Source organism: Alkalibaculum bacchi (genome assembly GCF_003317055.1).
GTDB lineage: Bacteria > Bacillota > Clostridia > Eubacteriales > Alkalibacteraceae > Alkalibaculum > Alkalibaculum bacchi.
In genome coordinates, this window is the sequence record NZ_QNRX01000005.1 from 103,773 (window position 1) to 125,910 (window position 22,138).

At 35.1% G+C, this 22,138-nt stretch carries 20 protein-coding genes; 4 read left to right on the forward strand and 16 right to left on the reverse strand.

What is annotated here, in order from left to right; all coding sequences use genetic code 11:
* Positions 1-711: 711 nt before the first annotated feature.
* The 11 genes from DES36_RS05140 to DES36_RS05190 form a co-directional block, all read right to left on the reverse strand.
* Positions 712-2,439: an ABC transporter ATP-binding protein gene (locus DES36_RS05140; protein ID WP_113920151.1), complete on the reverse strand. Its 1,728-nt coding sequence runs from the start codon at positions 2,437-2,439 to the stop codon at positions 712-714.
* Positions 2,440-2,521: 82 nt separating this feature from the next.
* A complete protein-coding gene (locus DES36_RS05145) occupies positions 2,522-2,950 on the reverse strand; it encodes a MarR family winged helix-turn-helix transcriptional regulator (protein WP_113920152.1) in 429 nt (142 codons plus the stop codon).
* Between the two features lie 211 nt (positions 2,951-3,161).
* Complete coding sequence (locus DES36_RS05150) at positions 3,162-4,241, reverse strand: uroporphyrinogen decarboxylase family protein (protein ID WP_113920153.1); 1,080 nt, start codon at positions 4,239-4,241, stop codon at positions 3,162-3,164.
* 23 nt (positions 4,242-4,264) lie between these two features.
* Entirely contained in the window at positions 4,265-4,963 is a 699-nt protein-coding gene (locus tag DES36_RS05155) for a GntR family transcriptional regulator (RefSeq protein ID WP_113920154.1), read from the reverse strand.
* 13 nt (positions 4,964-4,976) lie between these two features.
* Positions 4,977-5,612 (reverse strand): cobalamin B12-binding domain-containing protein, encoded by a 636-nt coding sequence (locus DES36_RS05160; protein WP_170128183.1) that lies wholly within the window; start codon positions 5,610-5,612, stop codon positions 4,977-4,979.
* Between the two features lie 106 nt (positions 5,613-5,718).
* Complete coding sequence (locus tag DES36_RS05165; RefSeq protein ID WP_113920156.1) at positions 5,719-6,702, reverse strand: uroporphyrinogen decarboxylase family protein; 984 nt, start codon at positions 6,700-6,702, stop codon at positions 5,719-5,721.
* Positions 6,703-6,777: 75 nt separating this feature from the next.
* Positions 6,778-7,413 (reverse strand): corrinoid protein, encoded by a 636-nt coding sequence (locus DES36_RS05170; protein ID WP_113920157.1) that lies wholly within the window; start codon positions 7,411-7,413, stop codon positions 6,778-6,780.
* Between the two features lie 514 nt (positions 7,414-7,927).
* Positions 7,928-8,470 carry a phosphodiesterase gene (gene yfcE / locus DES36_RS05175; protein WP_113920158.1) on the reverse strand — a complete coding sequence of 181 codons (543 nt, stop codon included), beginning with the start codon at positions 8,468-8,470 and terminating at the stop codon, positions 7,928-7,930.
* Positions 8,471-8,701: 231 nt separating this feature from the next.
* Positions 8,702-9,187 (reverse strand): hypothetical protein, encoded by a 486-nt coding sequence (locus DES36_RS05180; RefSeq protein WP_113920159.1) that lies wholly within the window; start codon positions 9,185-9,187, stop codon positions 8,702-8,704.
* 61 nt (positions 9,188-9,248) lie between these two features.
* Entirely contained in the window at positions 9,249-9,614 is a 366-nt protein-coding gene (locus DES36_RS05185) for a magnetosome magnetite crystal formation protein family (RefSeq protein ID WP_242981702.1), read from the reverse strand.
* Positions 9,615-10,094: 480 nt separating this feature from the next.
* Complete coding sequence (locus tag DES36_RS05190) at positions 10,095-11,789, reverse strand: helix-turn-helix domain-containing protein (RefSeq protein WP_146953607.1); 1,695 nt, start codon at positions 11,787-11,789, stop codon at positions 10,095-10,097.
* 316 nt (positions 11,790-12,105) lie between these two features.
* Here DES36_RS05190 and DES36_RS05195 point away from each other — a divergent pair, with 316 nt between their 5' ends.
* Together DES36_RS05195 and DES36_RS05200 are read left to right on the forward strand one after the other, a co-directional pair.
* Positions 12,106-12,804 (forward strand): DUF1048 domain-containing protein, encoded by a 699-nt coding sequence (locus DES36_RS05195; protein WP_113920161.1) that lies wholly within the window; start codon positions 12,106-12,108, stop codon positions 12,802-12,804.
* A complete protein-coding gene (locus DES36_RS05200) occupies positions 12,797-13,126 on the forward strand; it encodes a PadR family transcriptional regulator (RefSeq protein WP_113920162.1) in 330 nt (109 codons plus the stop codon). Before DES36_RS05195 ends, DES36_RS05200 begins: the two co-directional genes overlap by 8 nt.
* A gap of 215 nt (positions 13,127-13,341) precedes the next feature.
* Here the strand turns inward: DES36_RS05200 and DES36_RS05205 are convergent, their stop codons facing one another.
* The gene (locus tag DES36_RS05205) at positions 13,342-14,109 is read right to left on the reverse strand and encodes a GGDEF domain-containing protein (RefSeq protein WP_113920163.1); all 768 of its coding nucleotides are present in this window, start codon (positions 14,107-14,109) and stop codon (positions 13,342-13,344) included.
* A gap of 320 nt (positions 14,110-14,429) precedes the next feature.
* Between DES36_RS05205 and DES36_RS05210 the strand changes: the two genes are divergently transcribed.
* Positions 14,430-15,095: a hypothetical protein gene (locus tag DES36_RS05210; protein ID WP_113920164.1), complete on the forward strand. Its 666-nt coding sequence runs from the start codon at positions 14,430-14,432 to the stop codon at positions 15,093-15,095.
* Between the two features lie 150 nt (positions 15,096-15,245).
* Here DES36_RS05210 and ygiD read toward each other — a convergent pair whose 3' ends face one another.
* Complete coding sequence (ygiD, locus tag DES36_RS05215) at positions 15,246-16,016, reverse strand: 4,5-DOPA-extradiol-dioxygenase (RefSeq protein ID WP_113920165.1); 771 nt, start codon at positions 16,014-16,016, stop codon at positions 15,246-15,248.
* Positions 16,017-16,244: 228 nt separating this feature from the next.
* Here ygiD and DES36_RS05220 point away from each other — a divergent pair, with 228 nt between their 5' ends.
* Positions 16,245-16,640, forward strand: a complete 396-nt coding sequence (locus DES36_RS05220; RefSeq protein ID WP_113920166.1) for a DUF2500 domain-containing protein — start codon at positions 16,245-16,247, stop codon at positions 16,638-16,640.
* Positions 16,641-16,718: 78 nt separating this feature from the next.
* On the opposite strand, the gene trsS is transcribed toward DES36_RS05220, so the two are convergent.
* The 3 genes from trsS to DES36_RS05235 form a co-directional block, all read right to left on the reverse strand.
* On the reverse strand, positions 16,719-18,056 hold the full coding sequence (gene trsS, locus DES36_RS05225) for a radical SAM (seleno)protein TrsS (RefSeq protein ID WP_113920167.1): 1,338 nt from the start codon (positions 18,054-18,056) through the stop codon (positions 16,719-16,721).
* A gap of 16 nt (positions 18,057-18,072) precedes the next feature.
* Positions 18,073-18,480, reverse strand: coding sequence for a NifB/NifX family molybdenum-iron cluster-binding protein (locus DES36_RS05230; RefSeq protein WP_113920168.1), 408 nt, complete (start codon positions 18,478-18,480; stop codon positions 18,073-18,075).
* Positions 18,481-18,822: 342 nt separating this feature from the next.
* On the reverse strand, positions 18,823-21,939 hold the full coding sequence (locus DES36_RS05235; RefSeq protein ID WP_113920169.1) for an EAL domain-containing protein: 3,117 nt from the start codon (positions 21,937-21,939) through the stop codon (positions 18,823-18,825).
* Positions 21,940-22,138: the final 199 nt, after the last annotated feature.

Here is a 22,138-nt window from a genome sequence, read left to right on the forward strand (position 1 = left end):
ATGCATCCTCTGGCAATGATTTAAATACTTCGATGACTTCTAAAGTTCGTTGCTTCTTTTCTTCAAGAGATTTTGCATTTTTGATGAGTGGGATTTCCAGTAAATTTTTAACTGCTCCTAGTGATTCAGCGTCCATATCTTGTGAATTTTGTGCAGTCTCTGGCAACTTATCTAATAATTTGATAAAGGCCATGGTTCTTTCTACTTTTTCTTTATAAGTTTTCCCGTCGCTTATCTTGCTCGTGTTAGTCTGAAAATACACCTCATTAAGGGCTTTGTTTTGAGCTGTAGCCATATTATCTATAATCTTGGTTGCAGCCTCTTCTTGGGCATCATCCATACTGTCTATAATACTCATAACCATTTCATCTTGAACATCCGTCATATTCTTGATGATTTCTATTCTCGCAGTCTGTTGACCTTTTGATATTTCTTGTATTACTTTTCCCGACATATAACCATCTTGAAGTTTATTCACAGCTTTACTCATTACCTTTGGGGCAACTATCGTAAATACCGTGCTCGCAATTGCAAGCAAAACAACTAAGAGTAATTTTGATCTATGGGGCTTCAAATAATGCACAAGCCTTTTAAGACTACCTTTAAAATCCTTTGCCTTTACAACAGGTGCACCCATGCCCATAGGACCGCCATGACCACCATGACCACTTCCTATCGATCCACTAGGTTTTTTGCGTTTCTGATCTCTGCTCATTTCATATCCTCCTTTGTCAACTGGGAAGACACAATTTCTTTATAGACTTCACAAGAATTTAACAGCTCATGATGGGTACCTATTCCTTGGATTTTGCCTTCTTCTAACACGATAATTTGATCTGCATCCATGATGGTACCTACTCGTTGAGCTACGATAATGACTGTAGCGTCATTCAGCTTGTTTTTTATCGATTTTCGAACCTTTGCATCCGTTTTAAAATCGAGAGCAGAAAAACTATCGTCAAAAACGTATATTTCTGGTTTTTTCAGTATTGCTCTAGCAATGGCTAACCTTTGTTTTTGTCCACCTGAAACATTAGTTCCTCCTTGTGATATGTAGTGATCAAATCCTTCCTCCATATTTTCGATGAATTCACAGGCTTCTGCAACTTTTGCTGCTTCAATGACCTCCTGCATAGGAGCATCCTTGCTACCAAATCGAATATTGTCGGCAATGCTACCTGAAAACAAGACCGATTTTTGAGGGACAAACCCAATTTTATCTCGAAGGGTCTCTAAGGAGATTTCTTTAATATCCACACCATCCATAAGTATATTCCCTTGAGTAACATCATAAAATCTTGGGATCAAATTCACAATAGTAGATTTTCCTGAGCCAGTGCTACCTATAATTGCAGTTGTTTTGCCCGGCTTTGCTTGAAAGCTTATATGTTCTAATACGGATTCCTCTGCGCCAGGATAACTAAAGGTGACATTTTGAAATTCCAATGTACCTGTTACGCTGAACTCGTTTTGTACGATTTCTGTATTTACTACACTAGGTTCTGTTACAATGACTTCGTCGATTCGAACGGCAGCTGCATGAGCTCTTGGTACCATAATAAACATCATGGAGAGCATAAGCATAGACATCATAATCTGCATAGTATACTGAGTAAATGCACTTAAATCCCCTAAATCCATGGTGCCCACATTAATTTTAATAGCCCCAAACCAGAGGATAGACAAAGAAGTGATGTTCATAATGAGCATAATAGAGGGCATCATAAAAGCCATAATTCTGTTTACAGTAATGTAGGTATTGGTCAAATCGTTATTGACGTCATTAAATCTTTTGTTTTCTCTTTCGACAGTATCAAAAGCGCGAATGACCCGAATTCCAGTAAGCTTTTCTCTGAGCACAAGGTTAATTTTATCCACTTTTCCCTGTACTAGCTTAAATAATGGTATGACTTTTCTTGCAAGGACTGCTATGGTCAAGCCTAGAACAAGAATGGCTACACCAAGAACCCCTGTCAAATTAGCATTTTTAGAATAAGCTAAGGTCAATCCTCCTATTGCCATCATAGGGGCACTGACCATCATACGAAAGATCATAATGGTCACCATTTGAACTTGATTGATGTCATTTGTCGTCCTCGTAATCAGCGTTGCTGTACCAAATTCGTCAAATTCCCTTAAAGAAAAGCTCTCTACTCTTTCAAAAATTTTGTTTCTTAAAACCGTACCAAACCCCATGGCAATCTTTGCTGAAAAATAACTCGATGCAATAGACAAAATTGCACTAAGACCTGCTACCAGGAGCATGATCTTACCAATATCCCAAATGGTTGCTACATCCCCTGCCATAACTCCCTCATTAATAATATCAGAGGTAAGGGTAGGCAAGTATAAATCCCCTAGCGTCTGTAAAAACACCAATACAAGAACCACAAAAATTTGCCACCTGTATGGCTTTAAAAATCGAAATAATTTAATCATAAATTCTCCTTTTTATTTAGCATTCTAAACTACCTCTCTTGACCTTTTAAACTAATTCAACAGTTTTTTAGTTAAACTTTATTTATTCTAATTTGTCTAATATGCTCCTCATCTCTATTATCAGTGTATTTAATCTAAGTATATCTTCTTCTTGTAAGTCTTCTAGTGATTTTGCCATCTCATGTTTCATTCGATTCTTTTGAGTACTAAAAAGGTCTTTCCCTTTTTGAGTGGTTCTTAAGTTGATTACCCTTCGGTCCTCTGGATCCGTATCTCTAATTAAATAACCTCCTTTTATTAATCGGTCTGCTAATACTGAGATATTGGATTTAGGTAACTGCATCTTCTCACTGTAACAACTCATGGTTTTCCCCTCACGAATACATACCGCATGGAGAAGGCCAAATTGCTGCTTTGGTATATCCATTGGTGGTATGCTTTTCATTAGTTTTTTAAAGATAGTTGGAATGAAAAATATTAAATTCTCAACTAACTTTTCTCTCTCTTGCACTTTCTTTCACCTCACATTATTTTGTTACTAAATATAACTATTACTAATAGTAACCATTCCTGAGTAAAATATCAACAATTATTTTTAATTTAAGTTTTATTTATCTTATCATCAAAACCTCCACGTTTATAAATTCATAAAAAACAACCCTTTAAAATGCCTTCAAAGGCAGCTTAAAGGGTTGCAATTTTCTATTTTTATAAATAAATACTTATTTGCCGTACTCTTCCACGTACTGGTAAACTACCCTTAATTTGTCTATATTTACTTCTGTAGGAGAATAAATAACCTTATTTGTAGTAAATATATACTTCTTTCCTTTAAAAATGTGGAGTAACTTTACAGCGTAAGAAATACACTCCTCCTCTGTTCCGTATTTTAATAAGTGGACTGGAAAAAAACCAGAGATAAGATTATTTTCATTCATTTTTTCTTTTACTATAGCGGGAATATCCTCTTCAAAGTGAAAGATTACTTTTGGTGAGTTGATTTCAAAAAATTTATCTAACAGCCTTTCTACTTTTCCTTCTAACATGATTAGAATAATGAAATCGTCCTGGAGAAGTTTTTGGATTAATTTGTGAAAGGATGGAAAGAAAAAGTTTGTGAAATCCCTTGTGCTTAAAATACTCGGTATATGAAGTGGCATTATCACTGCATTGTCAAATTGTCTTTTATTATAAAGGGCCTTCTCATAGCAGAAGTCTACTAATGAATTAGCTGCCTCTTTAACGAGATCAGGACAATTATGCATATCCATTAGAAGGTTCTTTGTTCCTCTAAAGAAATCTCCTAGAACATCAAGGGGTGATGTTATGATATCTAAGTACAAATGATTTATTTGGTATTTCTCTTTAAGAAGCTTCTGAGCCATGTAATTTGATTCATTCTTTGCATTAAATTCTTTATAAGCTTCTACTAAGTTCTCGGGAGCGGTATTTTTATAAAGCCTAAAAATTGCTTTGTTTTTTATAAACTCAAGTGGATTCCATATAAGCTCTTCATACTCTTCTCTAGTCATTAATTCAATGAACTTTCTTTGATATACGTTATTGTCAAAGCAAATCCATCCCTTATGACCTAATATTTCATTTACTTCAGGTATGAATCCAAAATAGCTAATAGTGAAATTACAGTGAAATTCTTTGACCATCTCACGGCTTGACCTTATAATGGACTGAATTTCATCTGAGTATTCACAACCTAAGCGATGTAGATAATTTTGATTCCAAAGTGAATCAGAGAATAAAAACTTTGGCACCTTACCATTAAAATTTAAAATTGAGTTCATGGCTTTATACAAACTCCCTTATATTATATCTTCGCTTCTGCATGAAGGGTCAAATACTCACCTCGAATATAAAATTCATTATAACTAATTACACTATTTTTCTCCGTAGAGTATATCCCTTGTGAAACTAAAAAAATGTATTCATCTTTTAATTGTAACACTTCTTTGACTTCAAGATCTGGTTTTATTATTTTAATATCGATCTCTTTTTCAACTTGAAAATGTAATTGATTACGGTCCATAATATCGTGAAAGTTGGCAAATTTTATGGCGTCTTCTACAATAGGATTTCCTCTTTCATAAGGCAAGTACATGACAATGTACTCAATTGGCTTTTTATTGCAATTAAATACTTTTCTAATTCGAACAATTTTATCAGAAGGACCCGTCATTAGTTTCTCCATCAGTTTTCGATTAGTCTCAACGATCTTCACATCTAGTAAACTAATATCATCGATCTTGCAATTAATATTTTCAACTTCATCAAATTGCATCTCATAGTGCTTTCTCGTTGGTTTACATACATAATTACCTTTCCCCGGTATAGTGTAAATATAACCTTGATTTACTAACAATGAAAAACTCTTTCTTAAAGTAGTACGGCTTACCCCATAGGAACTAGCCAGTTCTGTTTCTGGCTGAAGCAAATCGCCTGGCCCCAGCTCTCCTGAAAGAATTTTATTTTTTATATCATCAACAATATCAATATATAAAACTCCCATAAATCCTCCCCCCTTATTCTTCGATACCCATCCAGTTTTTACATATTCTAACCCCTTCAGAAGCATCTATGCTAAAGGCATCGGCACCTACAAATTCAAATAATTTATCATTAACAGAGGCCCCACCCACAATTATTTTTACATCTTCTCTTATATTTTCTTCCTTAATTCGATCTATAATGATCTTTATATTTGAACCAATTATGGATAAAACCCCGCTAATCCCAATAATATCAGGTTTGTCCTCTCGAATACATTGTATAAACCTCTCAGGAGGTACATCTACGCCTAAATCTATGGTCTCAAAACCAGCAGCCTCTAACATACTGATAAAAATATCCTTTCCTACGTCATGAATATCTTGAAACACCGTACCAACTGCAACCTTGCCTATGAATTTCTGATCGCCAGATGTTCTTAAGGACATTTCCTCAGTAGCAAGGATTTTTTTTATTAATTCTCCTGCTACAATTAAATCAGCGATGTAGTATTCCCCTTCTTCATACTTTTTGCCTACTAGTTTAAGTCCTTCACTTAAACACTTGTACACATTCTGAGAGGGTTCTCCATTTTGAAAAGCAATTTGTATATGATAAAATAATAACTTCTCATTAAGCTCTGCCATAGCCTGTACAATTTTCTCGTTCATTTGCATATCACCTCATACTAATCTCATAGCCTCATTATACTAGAAAAGATAAAATTTCGATACGAAAAAATGGCTGGATAAAAGATTATCCAGCCACCTGTTATATTTAGAACATTTTTTTACTCATTCTGTCAATTGCAGCGCTTGTTTCATCATATACACCTTCAAAAGATGCGATATTAAGTCCTTGGCTTAAAGAAGGGATAAAAGATAATTTTCCATTTTCTTTACATGCAATTTCTACATATTTTTCGATTTCTTCTGGTGACCACTCTGGATGATCTACTTTACCGCTGTCGATTCCGCCCATGAAAGTGATTTTATCCCCATATTTTTTGATTAATTCAGGAATATTATTTGTTGTCATCGTTCCTTGCCATATATCGATTCCCATTTCAATCATTGCTGGAACTAGTGTAGCAGCAAAAGAATCACTGTGGTGAACGATTAATTCAACTCCATTTTCCTTCCAGAATCCATAAACTTTTTTATATGCTGGTAATAAAAATTCTTCAAACATTGGTACTGAAACAAATGTAGAAATTTGACTACCCCAGTCATCGTGGTGGAATAAACAGTCAGGATGAATATGGTCAATCACTTCTTTTGCATATGCTAATTCATATTCTACAATATAATCAATAAGTGCTTGCATTTCTTCTGGCTCTTCATAGAAACTCATTAGTGCATCTTCAATTCCCATAAGGTGATGAGTCTGTTCAAATATACCAGGTGCACAGAATGCAGTAACAAATTTTTCGTTTCGATCTATAGAATTTGCATGAGCAACTGCTGGTGCCCATTCTTCTTCTGTATAAAATACAGAAGGAGCTTTTACTACTTCTCTCCATTTCGTAATATCTTTTAATACCTTATGTTCATCATCGTGAACAGGGAAAGAACCAATTTGACCTTCAGGCCATCTAAAGGTAATGCCCCATTTATTTACAACTTCAGTACCTGGAGCTGGTGCTAATGGAAGGTCCATTGGTGCTTCCATAATAAGATCCATGAATTCAAATTGGTTAACAAATCGATCAGGATTGCCACGTTTAATCGTTTCCACTAAATTTTGTCTAGGTGTTAACATTATAATCTCTCCTTAGTTTAAAAATACAGTTCTAAGTAATTATTCTATCCCTTTTGCTTCCTAAATCATGATTACTTATAAGGAAGCTACTAATTCTTTCGCTTTCATCGCTGCACTACCTGCATCTGGAGCATATCCATCTGCACCGATTTCATCTGCATATTCTTGAGTAACAGGTGCTCCACCAATGATTGTTTTAAATCCAGTTAATCCACTAGCCTTTACTGCTTGCACTGCTTCTTTTAATGCTGGCATTGTAGTTGTAAGTAAGCCAGAAAAAGCTACTAATTTTACGTTTTCGTTTTCTTTAATTGCATCTACAAATTTTTGAGCTGGAACGTCAACGCCTAAGTCAACCATTTTGAATCCAGCACTTTCAATCATCATGATTACAAGGTTTTTGCCTATATCGTGTAAGTCACCTGCTACAGTTCCCATAATGCATGTTCCTAACGAAGATGCACTATCGTTTGCCATATGCGGTTTTAATACTTCTACTCCCTTTGCCATAGCTTTTGCTGCAATAAGCATTTCAGGAACAAAGATTTCGCCTGCTGAAAATTTGTCTCCTACAACTCCCATAGCGTCAACCATTACTTGAAGGATATCTTCTGCTTTATTTCCTCCATCTAATGCTTCTTGAACTAAACCTGGAACTAATTTCGTTTTTCCTGCTTGTACTTTTGCTTTTACCTCTTCCATTATAGACATCTTGTACTTCCTCCTTTAATTTTTACATTTTTAATACGTTTACATTTCTTCAGCATTCTAGTAATATAAATATTTTTCAGTATCAACATGTGTGTACATGTGTATTATTATAATACCTTCCATTATTTCAAATGTCAATACTTTAAAAATTATTTTTTTTATTATAAAAAGTTTTAGGCACAAGGAGCCTTTCTTCATAGTATTCAACCAAAAGTTTATATCTTTACTATACCCAATACAATCATATTAATTACACAAGAAAGTGCCTTTTTGCACTTTAGTCGCTAGTCATTAGTCTTTTGTCACTGGCATTATGGTATTTCTTTTGGGTAAAGATCCTTCACTTACGCTCAAGATGACTGGGCAAGAGCCAATGTCAAAAGTAGGACTTTCCTATAACATTAATATAGCGACCATTTTGGTCGCCCATAGTATTATAATGGTGTTTCTATATAATGAAAAAAGCTGCACGAAGACATATGGGTCTTGGCAGCTATTTTTATTATATATTTACTTAAATTTCTATTCTCTTATAATAGTTTCCTTCGAAGTCTTTCCATAAAAAACTCTTACCCTCTAAAATCATATACCCATGTGCACTATCTTCTTTAGGTATCGAAACGGAACCTGGGTTCATATAAAGATAGCCTACTTTTTTACTATACTTAGGAACATGAGTGTGCCCACACAAAAGAATATCTCCTTCATTTAATGGTAACTTCATGTCTTCAATAAGCTTATGACCATGAGTACAATAGATCATGTGATTTTCAACGTAAAAAATGGCGTACTCTGCCATAATAGGAAAGTCTAATACCATCTGATCTACCTCGGAATCACAATTTCCTCTAACGCATAGTATGTCTGAAGCTATATCGTTTAACATTGGTATAACCTTCTTAGGATTATAATCTTTAGGCAAATCATTTCTTGGGCCATGATACAAGATATCACCCAATAATAGTAATTTATCCGCTTCTTCATCTTTAAAGGCGTGAATCAATTTTTCACAATAATAAGCGGAACCATGAATATCTGATGCTATTAATAATTTCATATTATTCTCCTCATGTTGTAATATATTAGAAATATGCCAGCATTTTATCTTAATGAATGATATAAAACTTAACTTATCTAACTGTTATTTTATACCAAGGCATACAATGCGTCTACTGAAACATGAAGATAAGTATATATGAATGAAGTTCCTACGGAAAAATATGAAATATAAATAGATCAATATAAAAAGCTTTGTCTCGCCGTTAAGCACAGCTGTTTTACAACGATCCTATTTCTGAGAAGCACTTTCCAATCCAGTTAGAATAATGTAGACGGATACTTTCCCAGCATGTTGGGGGTTGGATTTCATCACATCTTTACTAAGGGTAATAGTGTAACCGATGCCATCCATTTTGGCGGAAACCACATAACCATCTGATGTTTCATATGTACTTAAATCTTTCGCATTCTTTAGTGCGCCTTCATAATAATCACACAATGTTCCAATGTCATTCTCACTTACATATATGACTTCCAGGCCATTGCTTGCAGGGTTTTCCCTCACATCAATAATCTCCGCATCGGCCGCAAGGGGCAAAATTTCATTGGGATAACTGGCAGGAAGTGTTTTAGAATTACTGCTAATCTGACCTTGTTTGGGCTCTGCTGAAACATTTTTGCTGTTTGCTTCGTTTGCCGTAGACTCTTTTGCTCCGCATCCAACAAGCGCCAATATTAATACAGATGTAAAAAATAAAGTTAGAACCTTCTTCATATGAATATCCTCCTAATGTTTTTTAGTCAAAACACAATTTTTATTGAGAAAAGTTTATGCGCTATTTCAGGATAGTTATCTTACCGATAATAGGAAGAGGATTTGCTTTCCCTCCGAACCCATTGATGATTCCCATAATACCAAGTATCAAAATACCGATACCAAAAATTGGCATCAGTATCCATCCAATTATGGGAATGATACCTAATATTACGTTCCCTGCTATACCCGTAATCAAAAGTAAAAGCGCCTGATTTGCATGAAACTTGGCATATTGGGATTCGGGACAGACAATCAGCGGAAGAAAAAACAGAAAATAAGAAAGACCTGCCATTGTCTTGTTCTTTTCAATATCCTCCTGAGTAAAAATATTTTCCTGTACCACTATTGGCTCTTGATTTTCGGGATTAATTTTTTGCTCTGTCATAATAAATTCCTCCATTTCTCTTATTTCATTTGCATAACTATAACAAAGAAAATGCACCTAAACCTGTTTATTACGCTTTACCTGAACAACAAGCTCATCTTCAACATCCTATTCATGGAAACCAGTTCACCAAGGGGTTATGTAACCTTGTTTTACAGATCGAAGTTAACAACTGCCTTTCTCAGAGTTTGGTCATATTCATTGTATAGAATAAGAACTCTTTTTTATAGTAGATAAAAGCTTAAAATCATTCATTTATGCTCATATTTTTGGATAACAAAAGAGCCTTTGTATTTGTTTCTGGATACAGAGGCTCGTTCTCGTATACTAGAAAAATTCTGCTTTTTAACCTTAGCTGCTGCTTGAGTCATCCTAAGCGTCAGGGTTAAATCTTTGACCTGTAAGACTTGACCCTAGCATTGATGACGAAAGACTGGCCGCTGGTAGCGAATGCGCCGCGGCGCTCTTCTTGCACATTTATCAATCCACTATTTTTCGATATTGGGATGGCGTCATGCCTACTTTTTCCTTAAAGAATCTCGCAAAATTTCCTGGATATTCAAAGCCGCAAGATAAAAAGGCTTCGGTTACACTTAAATTCTTATTCCGAAGTGCTTTCTTAAGCCGGGCTACCTTAATCTCCTGATAGTAGCTATAGGGCGTCATACCAGTATGCTTTTTAAACAGCCGCATAAGATGTGAAGGGCTTAAACAGGCGGCCTTTGCAATTTTATCTATATCAAATTCTTCTCTCCAATTGTTTTCAAGATATTCCCTGGCTTTTGCAACTTCTGATTTCCCTTGATAGATTCTGCTTGTGAAAAAGACAGCTACCATATACGCCATTTGACCGTCTTCATTTGAAATAGGAAAATTTAGGATATCGGTGTAGATTGCTTCGATATCATAGACAGTACTTCTCTTCTTATACCACTCCCAAAAGCTTTCCAAAGGGATTCGAACATCTGAAATCAGAACCACTTCACCCGCAAAGGCTTTGTGGATACTGTCTTTAAGCTTGGGCTGTCCATTCGCAAAGGGATCACGAATTAAATTGTACTTTCCAATAATCAGAGAAGTATCCTTAACATTCCACATCCGAAGAACTGCATCATTGATAAAAATGATGTCACCGTTGTTTCTGAATATCTGTATAGGGATAGGAAAAAGTTGAGCGATTTGAAAAAGTTGCTCCTCTGATTCACAAATAGGATATAAAGAAGTACCCTCAAAAGATTTGCTATATTCTGGTTGTTTCTTATTATCCAATATATTAACCTGTAAGGTCTTTCTGTACTCGGAAGGCGTCATGCCCATCTTTCTTTTAAAAGCTCGTGCAAAACCCCCGCTATAATCAGCGCCGCATAAAGAAAATGCCTCGCCGATATTTAGGTCTAAATCCCCGAGAGCTTCCTTGATTTTTTCAAGCTTAATCTCTCGATAATAGCTATAAGGCGTCATGTTGATAAAGCTCTTAAACAATCGTGTGAGATGGTGACGGGACAAGCCAACATGAGTTGCAATCTTATCTAAATCAAAATGATCTAGCCAATGGGTATCTATATATTCCTTGGCCTTAATAGTATCCAGCCTTGACAGATAAATGCGCTTTGTCATAAACGACGAAATAATATAAGCCACTTCTCCGTCCTCACCCAATAGCGGGAAGCTAGTAATGTCTTGTTGATACATCTCATGGGATTGGTAGCAGTTATCGGCTTCCTCAAAAGGTACTTTTACATCATGTGCTGAGAGAATTTCTCCGGAAAAAACACGTTCGAAATAGTCTGTTAAGCCTAAATTGTCATTAATGAAGGGGTCTTGTAGGATATTGAATTGCCCGATAATATTCGAAGGATTTGAGATGCAGAAAAACTCTAAAAATACCTTATTCATAAATATACAAATGCCGTCAGTAGAAAACACCTCCATTGGAATGGGAAAAAGATTAAGCACTGAAAAAAGGGCATCTTCCTGCTCTAAAAGTGTGTAAAAAGAGTCAGAGACTTTCTTTCTGCGCCTATCTAAAGGTTTAGGAGAAGTTGCTGGTATCAACCACATATGACCTTTTTTAATTGCACCATCAATACGCCCTGCAACCAAATGGTATGTAATTGAACGAGGGGACACACCCCATTTTTCTGCCGCTTCACTAACGGTAATATAATCCATCATTCCACCTACTTCCTTGATATTATATAATTGTAATTATATTTCTTTTTACAGAAGAATTCAAGAAAGTACCTGCACACTTTAGTCACTAGTCATTCGTCTCTAGTACCTAGCATTAGCGTATCTCCTTGGGGTCAAGATGCTTCGCTTTCGCTCAGGATGACTGGGAGGAGCTACATCAAAAGTAAAACTTTCTAGTAAAATATAAAACGATATTAATTTTTTTAAAAAAGCTTGATTTTTTAACTACTATGTTATACCGTATACCTATACTATTATGTATTACATAGTAGTAAAATTTATTAAAGGAGTGTCCAAATTGAAAGCGAAAAAAGTAATTGAAGAAATGAATAAATACAGCAGTGATTTGAATGAACAACATCAAAAAATATTCGATGAAATACTCTTAAAAATTAGGTTTTCAGACTTAGATGAGCATGATGCTGAAGAGTTTAGTCATCATTGCTTAAATCTTTTTCTACAAGCAGAAAAAGAAAATAAAAGTATTAAAGAAATCCTTGGAACTGATGATGTTTCTGCTTTCTGCAATGAGTATATTACAGAAGTTAAAAGAAATTATCATTTCATGAAAAAGATGTATCTAAAAATAAAATATATACCTATGATGCTTCTCATTTTTAGTTTTTGGGAAATTGGAGTGGGTAGTATCTTTCCTAAATGGATAAAAGAAAGAACATTTATTATGGAAGCACCTATTACTATATCTACTGTGGTGAGCACCATCTTTATGATTCTAATGGTTTACCTTGCATTACACTATATACCTAAGATTTCATTTGAACTCAATCATGGAAGTAAAAAGCAAGATCACAAGTGGACTTTTATTTTCTTTTTAATTTTTGTCCTTACAACAACATTTTTTGTAGTAAGTAAATTATTATTTCGCCAAGTACTCTTTACATTAAATTACCTAGTATTTTTAGCCCTGTTTGGCACTATTTATGCCCTTCAATATATAATTGAAAATGTAATAGACCGAGGAAATGTAAATGAATAAAAAATCTCAATTATTAAAAGGAAGTTTAGAAGGATGTGTTTTGCGCATTATCGACATAGAAAAGGAAACATACGGTTACGAAATCGCTAGAATTTTAAAGGAAAATGGTTTTGAAGACATTTCAGAAGGCACCTTATACCCCTTGTACACAAGATTGCAAAAAAACGGACTTATAGCAGCCACGATGCATAAATCAGACTTGGGTCCTCTGAGAAAATACTACTCTTTAACAGACAAAGGAAAAAAGGAATTAGAAGATTTTATTGATACTTGGAACTATTTAACAAAATGCATCCATTCAATTATAAGAGGCAATATTTGATTATAATCAAAAAGCACATTATTTAATCGTCTACAGCAAAGAAAATAATATCATCATATGTATAGTAATTTGTTGGATATACTCCTGTTTCTGTCATGCTGAGAAATTTTGCAATAGAGTCAAGTTCATATTTTAACTACAAAAAAGACAAAATGAACGGTGTCTAAACTGTATACTTCTAGGGGGGGACTCTAAACTCCCCCTTAGCCTTTAGCTTAGCCTAGAATACTCGTGTTTATCTTATGTTTATTTTTATCCTCATACATCCTAGTATCTGCAACTTCTATTAGTTCTTCAAAAAGTTGTCCATCAACTGGATGCGCTGCATATCCAATACTTATGCCAAAATCTTTTTCTAAATAGAGTCTATATATTTTATCTTTTATAGAAACGATTGTTTTTTCAACGAATTGTGAGTCTGAATCTACTACTATTATAAGAAACTCGTCTCCGCCAATTCTAGAAACATGTCCCTTTCTCCCTACTAATTTAGTTAATATTTGGGATGTATTACAAATGAACTTGTCCCCCTCTAGATGCCCCATTGTATCATTTATTAACTTTGTACCATCTAAATCACAGATAATAAGATAAAAAGTCTCACCTTTCTTTGCTAAAGCTTCATATTCTTTTAAAATACCTTTTCTATTTAAAACTCGTGTTAAAGAATCCAAATGTGCAACCTCTTCCAATTCATTAATGATTCTCTTTGTCAGATTACTCCATAAAATGATTCCAATGATAAATAAGATAGAACCTACAGTAAAGCAGGTATGTATTATAAGATAGATATACTGATTATGTAGATAGTTTGCAAATGTATCTAGAAAAGTTCCTACAAACAGTAGTGAGAGTCCACAGATCAAGATAATAAAAACATGAGAGTCTTCTCTATGTTTTTTCATAGTTTCCAAAATTCGGATCTTATAGAATAAAAAAATACCTACAAACAGAAAAACCAGTACTTTTCTTGCTTCAAACATAAATTCACCTCTGACATCCTGGTAGAATATTACAAACCACTTACATCAACATGCTTCTATTTATCTCCTTTTGCTTGCAATTATGAAGAAGATTAAAAGGTAGATTTAGAAGAGGGTATAATTTCCAATTTTGCACATCTACGTTATTATATCAGATTTCTAATTACAAAAAGTTGGTTTTGCGAATATTTAATAAATTTCTACAATGGATTTTTAAATATTTGTCTTTGAGTAGTTTATTATTTCTTGGGTATCTAATAAAAAAGACAAAATGCACGAAACTACTAGCTGAAATATATTAAGAAAGGTTGGGTAAAGAGATGATTTACAGTATCGATGATATTAAAAAATTATTGAATCGTTATTTCTTTTCTGATAGCACTCTCAACACCTTAGAAGAGGCAGTCTCAAATCAAAAGCAAGACTTTATTACATCCCTTATTTCTTTTGTAGAAGAAAATTTACAAAATTTAGAGCTCCAATTGCCAAAATTAATTGACCTTATTCACATGCTTTTCTCAGAAACAAACAAATCAGATAATCTTATGAATGTCATGCATTTTATTGACTTTACTTTAAAAAATGAAAAAGAACTTGTTTGCAATCCTTCTTTTGTAGTAAAGTGCTTTGCTTCAGATATAGATCTATCTAATGCGTTAAAAAATCTGTACATATTTCGTATCATTGAAAAGGTTCGATTTGCGAAAATGCAAAGAGATAGCTTGTCAGACCCTGCTGCTTACAAGAGACATACAACAAAAGCTTTAACAGTAATAAAAGATGCTTTAAAAGTATTATTTGAACTCAATGCAGATTACGATGAACTTGAAGCCATTTTAGAAAAATACTACGAGCTTAACTGCCAAGTAAATACTACAAATTGCTGGACAGAATTCTTTGCTCTGAAAGGACATGGCACTTTTGATCAATTTATAAAGGAGAAAAACATAAACGAAAAGGTTCATCTTAATACTGAATTTGAATAAAATCTTGATTGCCAAGATACATAAACTTACTAAAAATATCTTTTGAATTTCCCATCTTATAAATGATAAATTTAGAAGAGTCCCACTTTGGGGACTCTCTGGAAATTCTAGTCTACTGCAATGCACTAGCTAGTCCGTTTCGGCTGCAGCTTACTCAAAAAGGTAACCTGTCATCGTTAAAGAGCCAAGTTCACCAGACTTATTAAAAATAGTCACCTTATCTTCTTCACTTGAAGCACCAAGTATATATAGCAAAGGATAAAAATGATCTGGCGTTGGCACTGCTAGCTTCGCAAGATTGCCTTTATTCTCAAAATGCAAAATATTTTCATGGTTTCTCTCTAGGATATTTTCCTTTATAAAATCATCAAAATTATAAGCCCAATCAAACCCCTCATTTCCCATATTCCAATCAACTAATCTTAAGTTGTGTACGATATTACCAGAACCAAATAGCAGAACCCCTTCATTTCTCAAGGATCTTAATGCTTTTCCTATCTCATAATGCTCTTCTGGCGAAGCGTTGGCATCTATACTTATTTGAAATAATGGGATATCCATCTTAGGATACATATGAACTAATACGGACCATGTACCGTGATCTATTCCCCAAGAATTGTCATATTCTGTTTCTTTTGAAATTAAATTCTTAGTAACTTGAGCAAGGCTAGGTGATCCAGGTGAATGATAAATAATTTCATATAATTCATCAGGAAACCCGTACATATCATATATAGTTCTTGGTTTTTCTTCATTCATAATTTTAGTGCCTTGTGTAAACCAATGAGCAGAAAAAGAGATTATGGCTTTGGGTTTTGGTATTCTTTGTCCAATTTCTCTCCAACTTTTTGTATAATCATTCTTTTCGATAGCATTCATAGGAGAACCATGCCCTATAAAAACAACTGGCATCTTTGACATAATATATTTCATTCCTTTCGCGTAAGATTAATTGCGATTTATTATAGACTGTATTTATTGTATTTAACGCAACATCCGAATCAATTAAACTGTTGGCCATGTTATTTTTATACCCTAATTATTTAAAATTATAGGCGCTTGCTACAAATTTAATAATTTGTTCATATGCATCTCATATACTGGGTGATATAATAATAAGATATCAATTTAAAATAAGGGGGATAATAAATGTTTATAGATTCTATCTTTTTTGGAGGAGGTTTTGAAATTATTTTTTCTATAATGTTTATTTTGGTTTTTTGCGTAATCGGAGTTACACTAATTAAGAGTATTCTGCAATGGAACAAAAACAACCATTCTCCTCGACTAACTATAGCAGCGACCGTTGTAGCAAAACGCACAAATGTCAGTCATCATCACCATAATACAGGAGATATGGGTAGTTTCCATAGTTCCTCTTCCACAAGCTATTACGTGACTTTTCAGATAGAAAGCGGTGACCGAATGGAACTGAAAGTAGACGGTTTTGAATACGGAAAACTCGCAGAGGGTGACAAGGGTCGTCTGTCTTTTCAAGGAACCAGATATCTAGGTTTTGAACGTCGACAATTCACGCCCTCATAAACTCATATTAAATGGCGACCATTTTGGTCGCCTAGTCCATTTTATTTATATCGTTTCATATGAAATTTATCTATAGTCTTATCTCCTGTACAATGACCTTCCATCTATTCCTGTTAAATTATACGCGCAAAATGGTATGATTCGTTTATCTGGACTTACAATATGGATATAACAATCTCTTAGTCTTTCTAAATCAAGATTCCATGCATCTTGAAATGCCATGGCGGATACTGCAAGAGTATACTGTTTTGTGCGTTCTAAAAATTCATCAATATCTTGAGGCTTCTGATTTCTAGGGGCAACATTTGCTTTATTCACTGCTCCCTTCCATCTTCTTGAAACATACTCCCTTGATCTTTCTGATTCATTATTAGATGAACAACAGCAACTTTGTGTTTTCTGAAGCGGTGTTAAGGTTTCATCTGGATTTAAACGAAAACCTCCATTGAAGGAGCAATATGGGTTTTCTGCTGTGGCCGGTTTAAAATCTTGGACTTTCATTTTTCCTTCTGTTTGATCTTCTATAGCTCTTAAGAGTTCTGGCAAAGTAAAATGCTCACTATCCTCTTCTGGATACCGTCCAAAATAACTACACGGTTGAAAATGCACCCCTCTTATATAGGGCATTTTTTCAATGGCAAAGTATAAAATTTTCCCTATTTCATCTGTGTTTAATCCTTTAACCAAAGTCGGAACCAAAACGACACCAATGCCATGTTCTGCACAATTCTCAATAGCCTTTTCTTTTATATGTAACAAAGCTTTCCCACGAATCTTTTCTAGTACCTCATCTTTTAAGGAATCAAATTGGAGATATACGCAATCGAGTCCTGCATCTTTAAGACTTTTCACATAGTCTATATCATGAGCTATTCTTATACCATTTGTATTTAATTGAAAGAAAGGAAACCCTAAATCTCTTCCCATCTTAATGATCTCTGGTACATCATCTCTTAGACTAGGTTCACCTCCAGAAATTTGAATGTTAAATGTTCCTCCAGCCTCTTTCAGAAGCTTATACCATTGCTTAATTTCCTCTAGAGAAGGATCTTCCTCATTAACTTCTCCTGAAGATGCAAAACATATAGGACAATGTAAATTGCAATTTTTCGTAATTTCCAGCAAAACACAGCAAGTATGCTGTCTGTGATCTGGGCATATACCACAATCATATGGGCAGCCTTTTTTAACTTCTGTTATACTATATACATCCTTAGCTGCCTTTCTTTCAGGTGCCCAGGAATTATATGAAGGCAACCCCTTCCATATGCGCACAGAAAAATCCCCATGTTCCTTGCATGTCTTATGTAAATATACATCATCTTCATATTGGATTTTTTGTGCTTTAATTCTTGAAAGGCACACAGGACATACGCTTTCTGTTTCTCCAATCACTGTCCCCTTTAAATTTCCCATTGCCTTACCTCATTTCTTATTTATCTTCTAGAGGGGTTTCATTTTCACCACACTCACAAGTATCGTGATGATGATGATTACCGTTGCCACCTTTATAATCACGGATAAGATCTAATTTACGACCTTCCATTAGCTCTACGACTTCCTCTACACTATGCTTTGCACCAAAATAGCGTGTAACTTGAGCTATGGCCAATTCATCAAATGCTTTTTCCTCTATGCTTCCTGTAATAATTCCTTCACAATCACAATCAATAATCTTCTTAGCCATTTCAATTCCCAATGGATCTATATGCTGATTGTTTGCATAATGGGTATAACTCAAATCATCCATTTCTACAATAAATACATATTTGCTTTTCTCGAATTCATCAGAGACTACATCTTTTAATGTATCTCCATCTGCAGTTACTGCAATTTTCATTATGTATCCTCCCTGTTCTTATAAAATATGAATTGAGAATAATTTCCTCAATTTTCATGCGATGGCAGTAAATATTTTTTAATTTATATTGATTTTCATCTTTTGTGTAAGTTACCCAAAAGCATCTATTCTATATAATTTTTTGTAAGCGCTTACATAAATTATAAATATAGCATCTGCTCTTGTCAATTCGAAATATAGTATATATAACATTATTTAAAAATCCTTCATTTAGTATTAATAAGATTAGTGATTAAAAAACACCTTGCAAGTACTTCTTTACTTGCAAGGTGTTTTTTATGTAATAGAACAGTCCTACTTTTGACATTGGCTCCTGTCCAGTCATCCTGAGTGGCTACTATTCCTATTGACGAAGTTTTTGCGGTTTAGGTCATTATAGCTAGACAATATGATCTGCTCAAGCTCATCTGGTGGTACAGGCCGGTAAAAATAGAATCCCTGGATTTCATCGATGCTGTTTTCTATGAGAAAATCAAGCTGGATTTTTGTTTCTACGCCTTCAGCAATAATCTTGAGGCCGAGGGTATGAGCCAACCCGATAATCCCACATATAATTGCATTATTCTTTTCCTTCTGGCCAATGCCACGGATAAATTGAATATCCAGTTTAATGCGGTCGACAGGCATATCACATAAACGGCTAAGCGATGAATATTCGGTTCCGAAATCATCAATAGAAACAGATACTCCCAACTTTTTTAGGCTTCCAATCAACTCGATAATATTGTAGTGTTCGTTAACCGTAGCACTTTCTGTAATCTCCAGCTCCAGGTAGTGAGGCTCCAGTTGAGTTTCCTCTAATATCTGTCTGATACGATTAAAAAACGCAGGATTTTGCAGCTGAAAAATCGACACATTAACGGCAACTCGAATATCCGACACCCCTTTTAAGTGATGTTTTTTGCACTGCAAGCAAGCCTCCATCAGTACCCAATCACCGATGCGGCCAATCAGTCCAATCTGCTCTGCCAGTGGAATGAATAAACCAGGCGATATGATGCCGAGTTCCGGATGAAACCACCTCAGGAGAGCTTCATAGCCTATGATTTTCTTTGATTTCGCACAGACCTGAGGCTGATAATACAGCCGTAATTCTTGCCGTTCCAGTGCTTGGTGAAGGTCTTCTATCAGCTTTAGCTTTCGGGCGGTTTCCGCTTTCATTTCCTCAGTACAAAACATGTATTGATTTTTCCCCTGCTCCTTTGACTTGTACATTGCAAGATCCGCATTCTTTATGAGTGTCTCCGGGTCATTGCCGTCATTAGGATAAACAGAAATCCCGGTGCTGCCCGACAAATAGAACTCTTGATTTTTAACTACAAACGATTTTTTGAAGCTGCCTGTTATGTGTTCTGTATGCCTCCGAATATCATCCACTGTATCCATCTGTGGAATCAGAATCAAAAATTCATCGCCTCCATAGCGCGCCAGATAATCAGTCGGACGAAGACAGTCGCGCAACGTCTTTCCAATCAGTGTCAAGATAAAATCGCCACTATCATGGCCAAAGGAATCATTCACGGATTTGAACTCATCAATATCAATAAAAATGACGCCTACTAGCTTATCGTTTTTTTCCGCTTTGTTTATTTCATGGAATAGTTGTTTGAAAAATAATACTCTGTTGGGTAAGCCTGTCAAAGCATCGTAGTTTGCCAGATAGCTTAATTCTCTTTCAGATTCCAGCTTTGCCCATATATCGGTAATCAGATGAACAATCAAATTTCCAGTTTGCTGCTGCTCCTCCTCCCAAGTCAGGATCCTTTCAGTAGAACCTAGGCATAAGATACCGATTGTTTCGTTTTTGCCTCTCATCGGTTTGATGACTAGAGACTTTATACCCATAGTTTCAAGCAGTTTGGCGATTGGCTCATTTTCTGCTGATGTCTTGGAATCAGCTTTGAAAAGACAGCCTTCGGGTACAAGCTTGTCTGCATATATCATATCCTGCAACTTCTCTAAGGTACACTGGCGTTCGGATATGGCTGCCCGAGAAGCATACCATTTATAGCTATCCGGCTCCCTTTCTTTCGAAACGAATAATACGTGGACGCAATCGAGATTAAAATGTTCCCCGCAAAGGCGTATGCCTTCATACATTATTTGATCGACATTGGTTTCATTTGTGATTAAAAACAGATTGGATATCTTATTCAATAGTTTCTCCAGCCTGATCTTCTCCTTGTTTACATTGATAATATCAATATAAGTGCGGTTGATGTAAAAAACGAACCAAAGGATTATAGTCAAGATTGTTATCCTAGATAAATGGTCTACGGAGGAAAACGTCATATTCAAAACCGGTACTTTAGTCCAGAGCCATATAAGTGTTGCATAAGTTACCACCCAAATGAAATAGAGCATATACAGCTGGTTGAGGGCTATGGCTACCAACATCAGAATCACAGGCACCACCCATGCGTAAACACCCGATACATCAGTATATTTCAAAACGATAACCGGAATGGAAACAATAAAAGCGATATTGGAAAACAGCTGCTTATATTCTGGTTTTATCTTCAGGTTCTGAATAATATTGATCGCAAGGCCTAATCCAAATAGGACTGAACTGAAAAGAAGTATATCTCCAATCTGCTCACGCTTTGAAAAAAACTGCATACCAAAATTCACGAATCCCCCAATCACGTATGTCATTGACAGATAAGAGTATAGCTTTGATTTAGTATATTCGCTTAGGATCTGATTGGCTTTTGGTTCTTCGTGTTGGAGCTCCTTGCGCATAAAGTTATATCGTCTGATACAGTACAGCATCGCGGACAATGGAATCAGGATGATAATCGAAGCAAGTTGAGGAACTTTTACATGTAAAAAATAATTAATAATATATTCCGTCAAAGTTCCAAAGATTACGGCAGCAATATAAGAAATACCAATAATAATAGATTGCTTCCGTTTGGCAGTCTCCTTTGAGATAAAGCCCCAGCGAAACAGAAGAACGATACCGATCACTGAATAACCAACATAATAAAGATTGAAGTACCAGTCCAGCAAGGTATTGCCAGATATGTTGATCCAGCCGAAGTATGTTTGCACAAGATGATAGGATTGTACTACAGTATTTGTATAAATACCATATAAGAAAATATTCAAAAGCGCTGGCATGTAGAGCAATATGTAAATCGACTTTTTCTTTAAGAGCTTGTTTCCTGTTAATAAAAGAATATAGTGAAGAAAATAGCTGTACAATGAACTCCAGCCAATTGATGCAATTCGGCGCCAAAAAAGGGCGCTTTCGTAGTCTACAGCAACATTTCCTATGGAGAAGGATAAAGCCCATATAGACATATCCAAGCAGCAGCAAAAAAACAACCAATGCATCGTCGACTTTCTATTATTTGAAAGGACCAGTAAGCCATAAAAAAAGTAGATTGCGCACGCGACAAAATAAATAACTGAAACGATGTCCGGCAGATACATCTGATATACCCCCTCTTTGGCTGAAAAGTATTTAAACTATAATATATATAATATATCGTCATTAGCGGGAATACTTTAAGCCCTACATTTTATATGTAGAATTGGTCGTTTTCACATAGTCTGCCATCCTTATATTTCTTAAATAACTCTTGCACATTATTGTACTTTGTAAGAAAATAGAACGAAAAAACGCACCCTC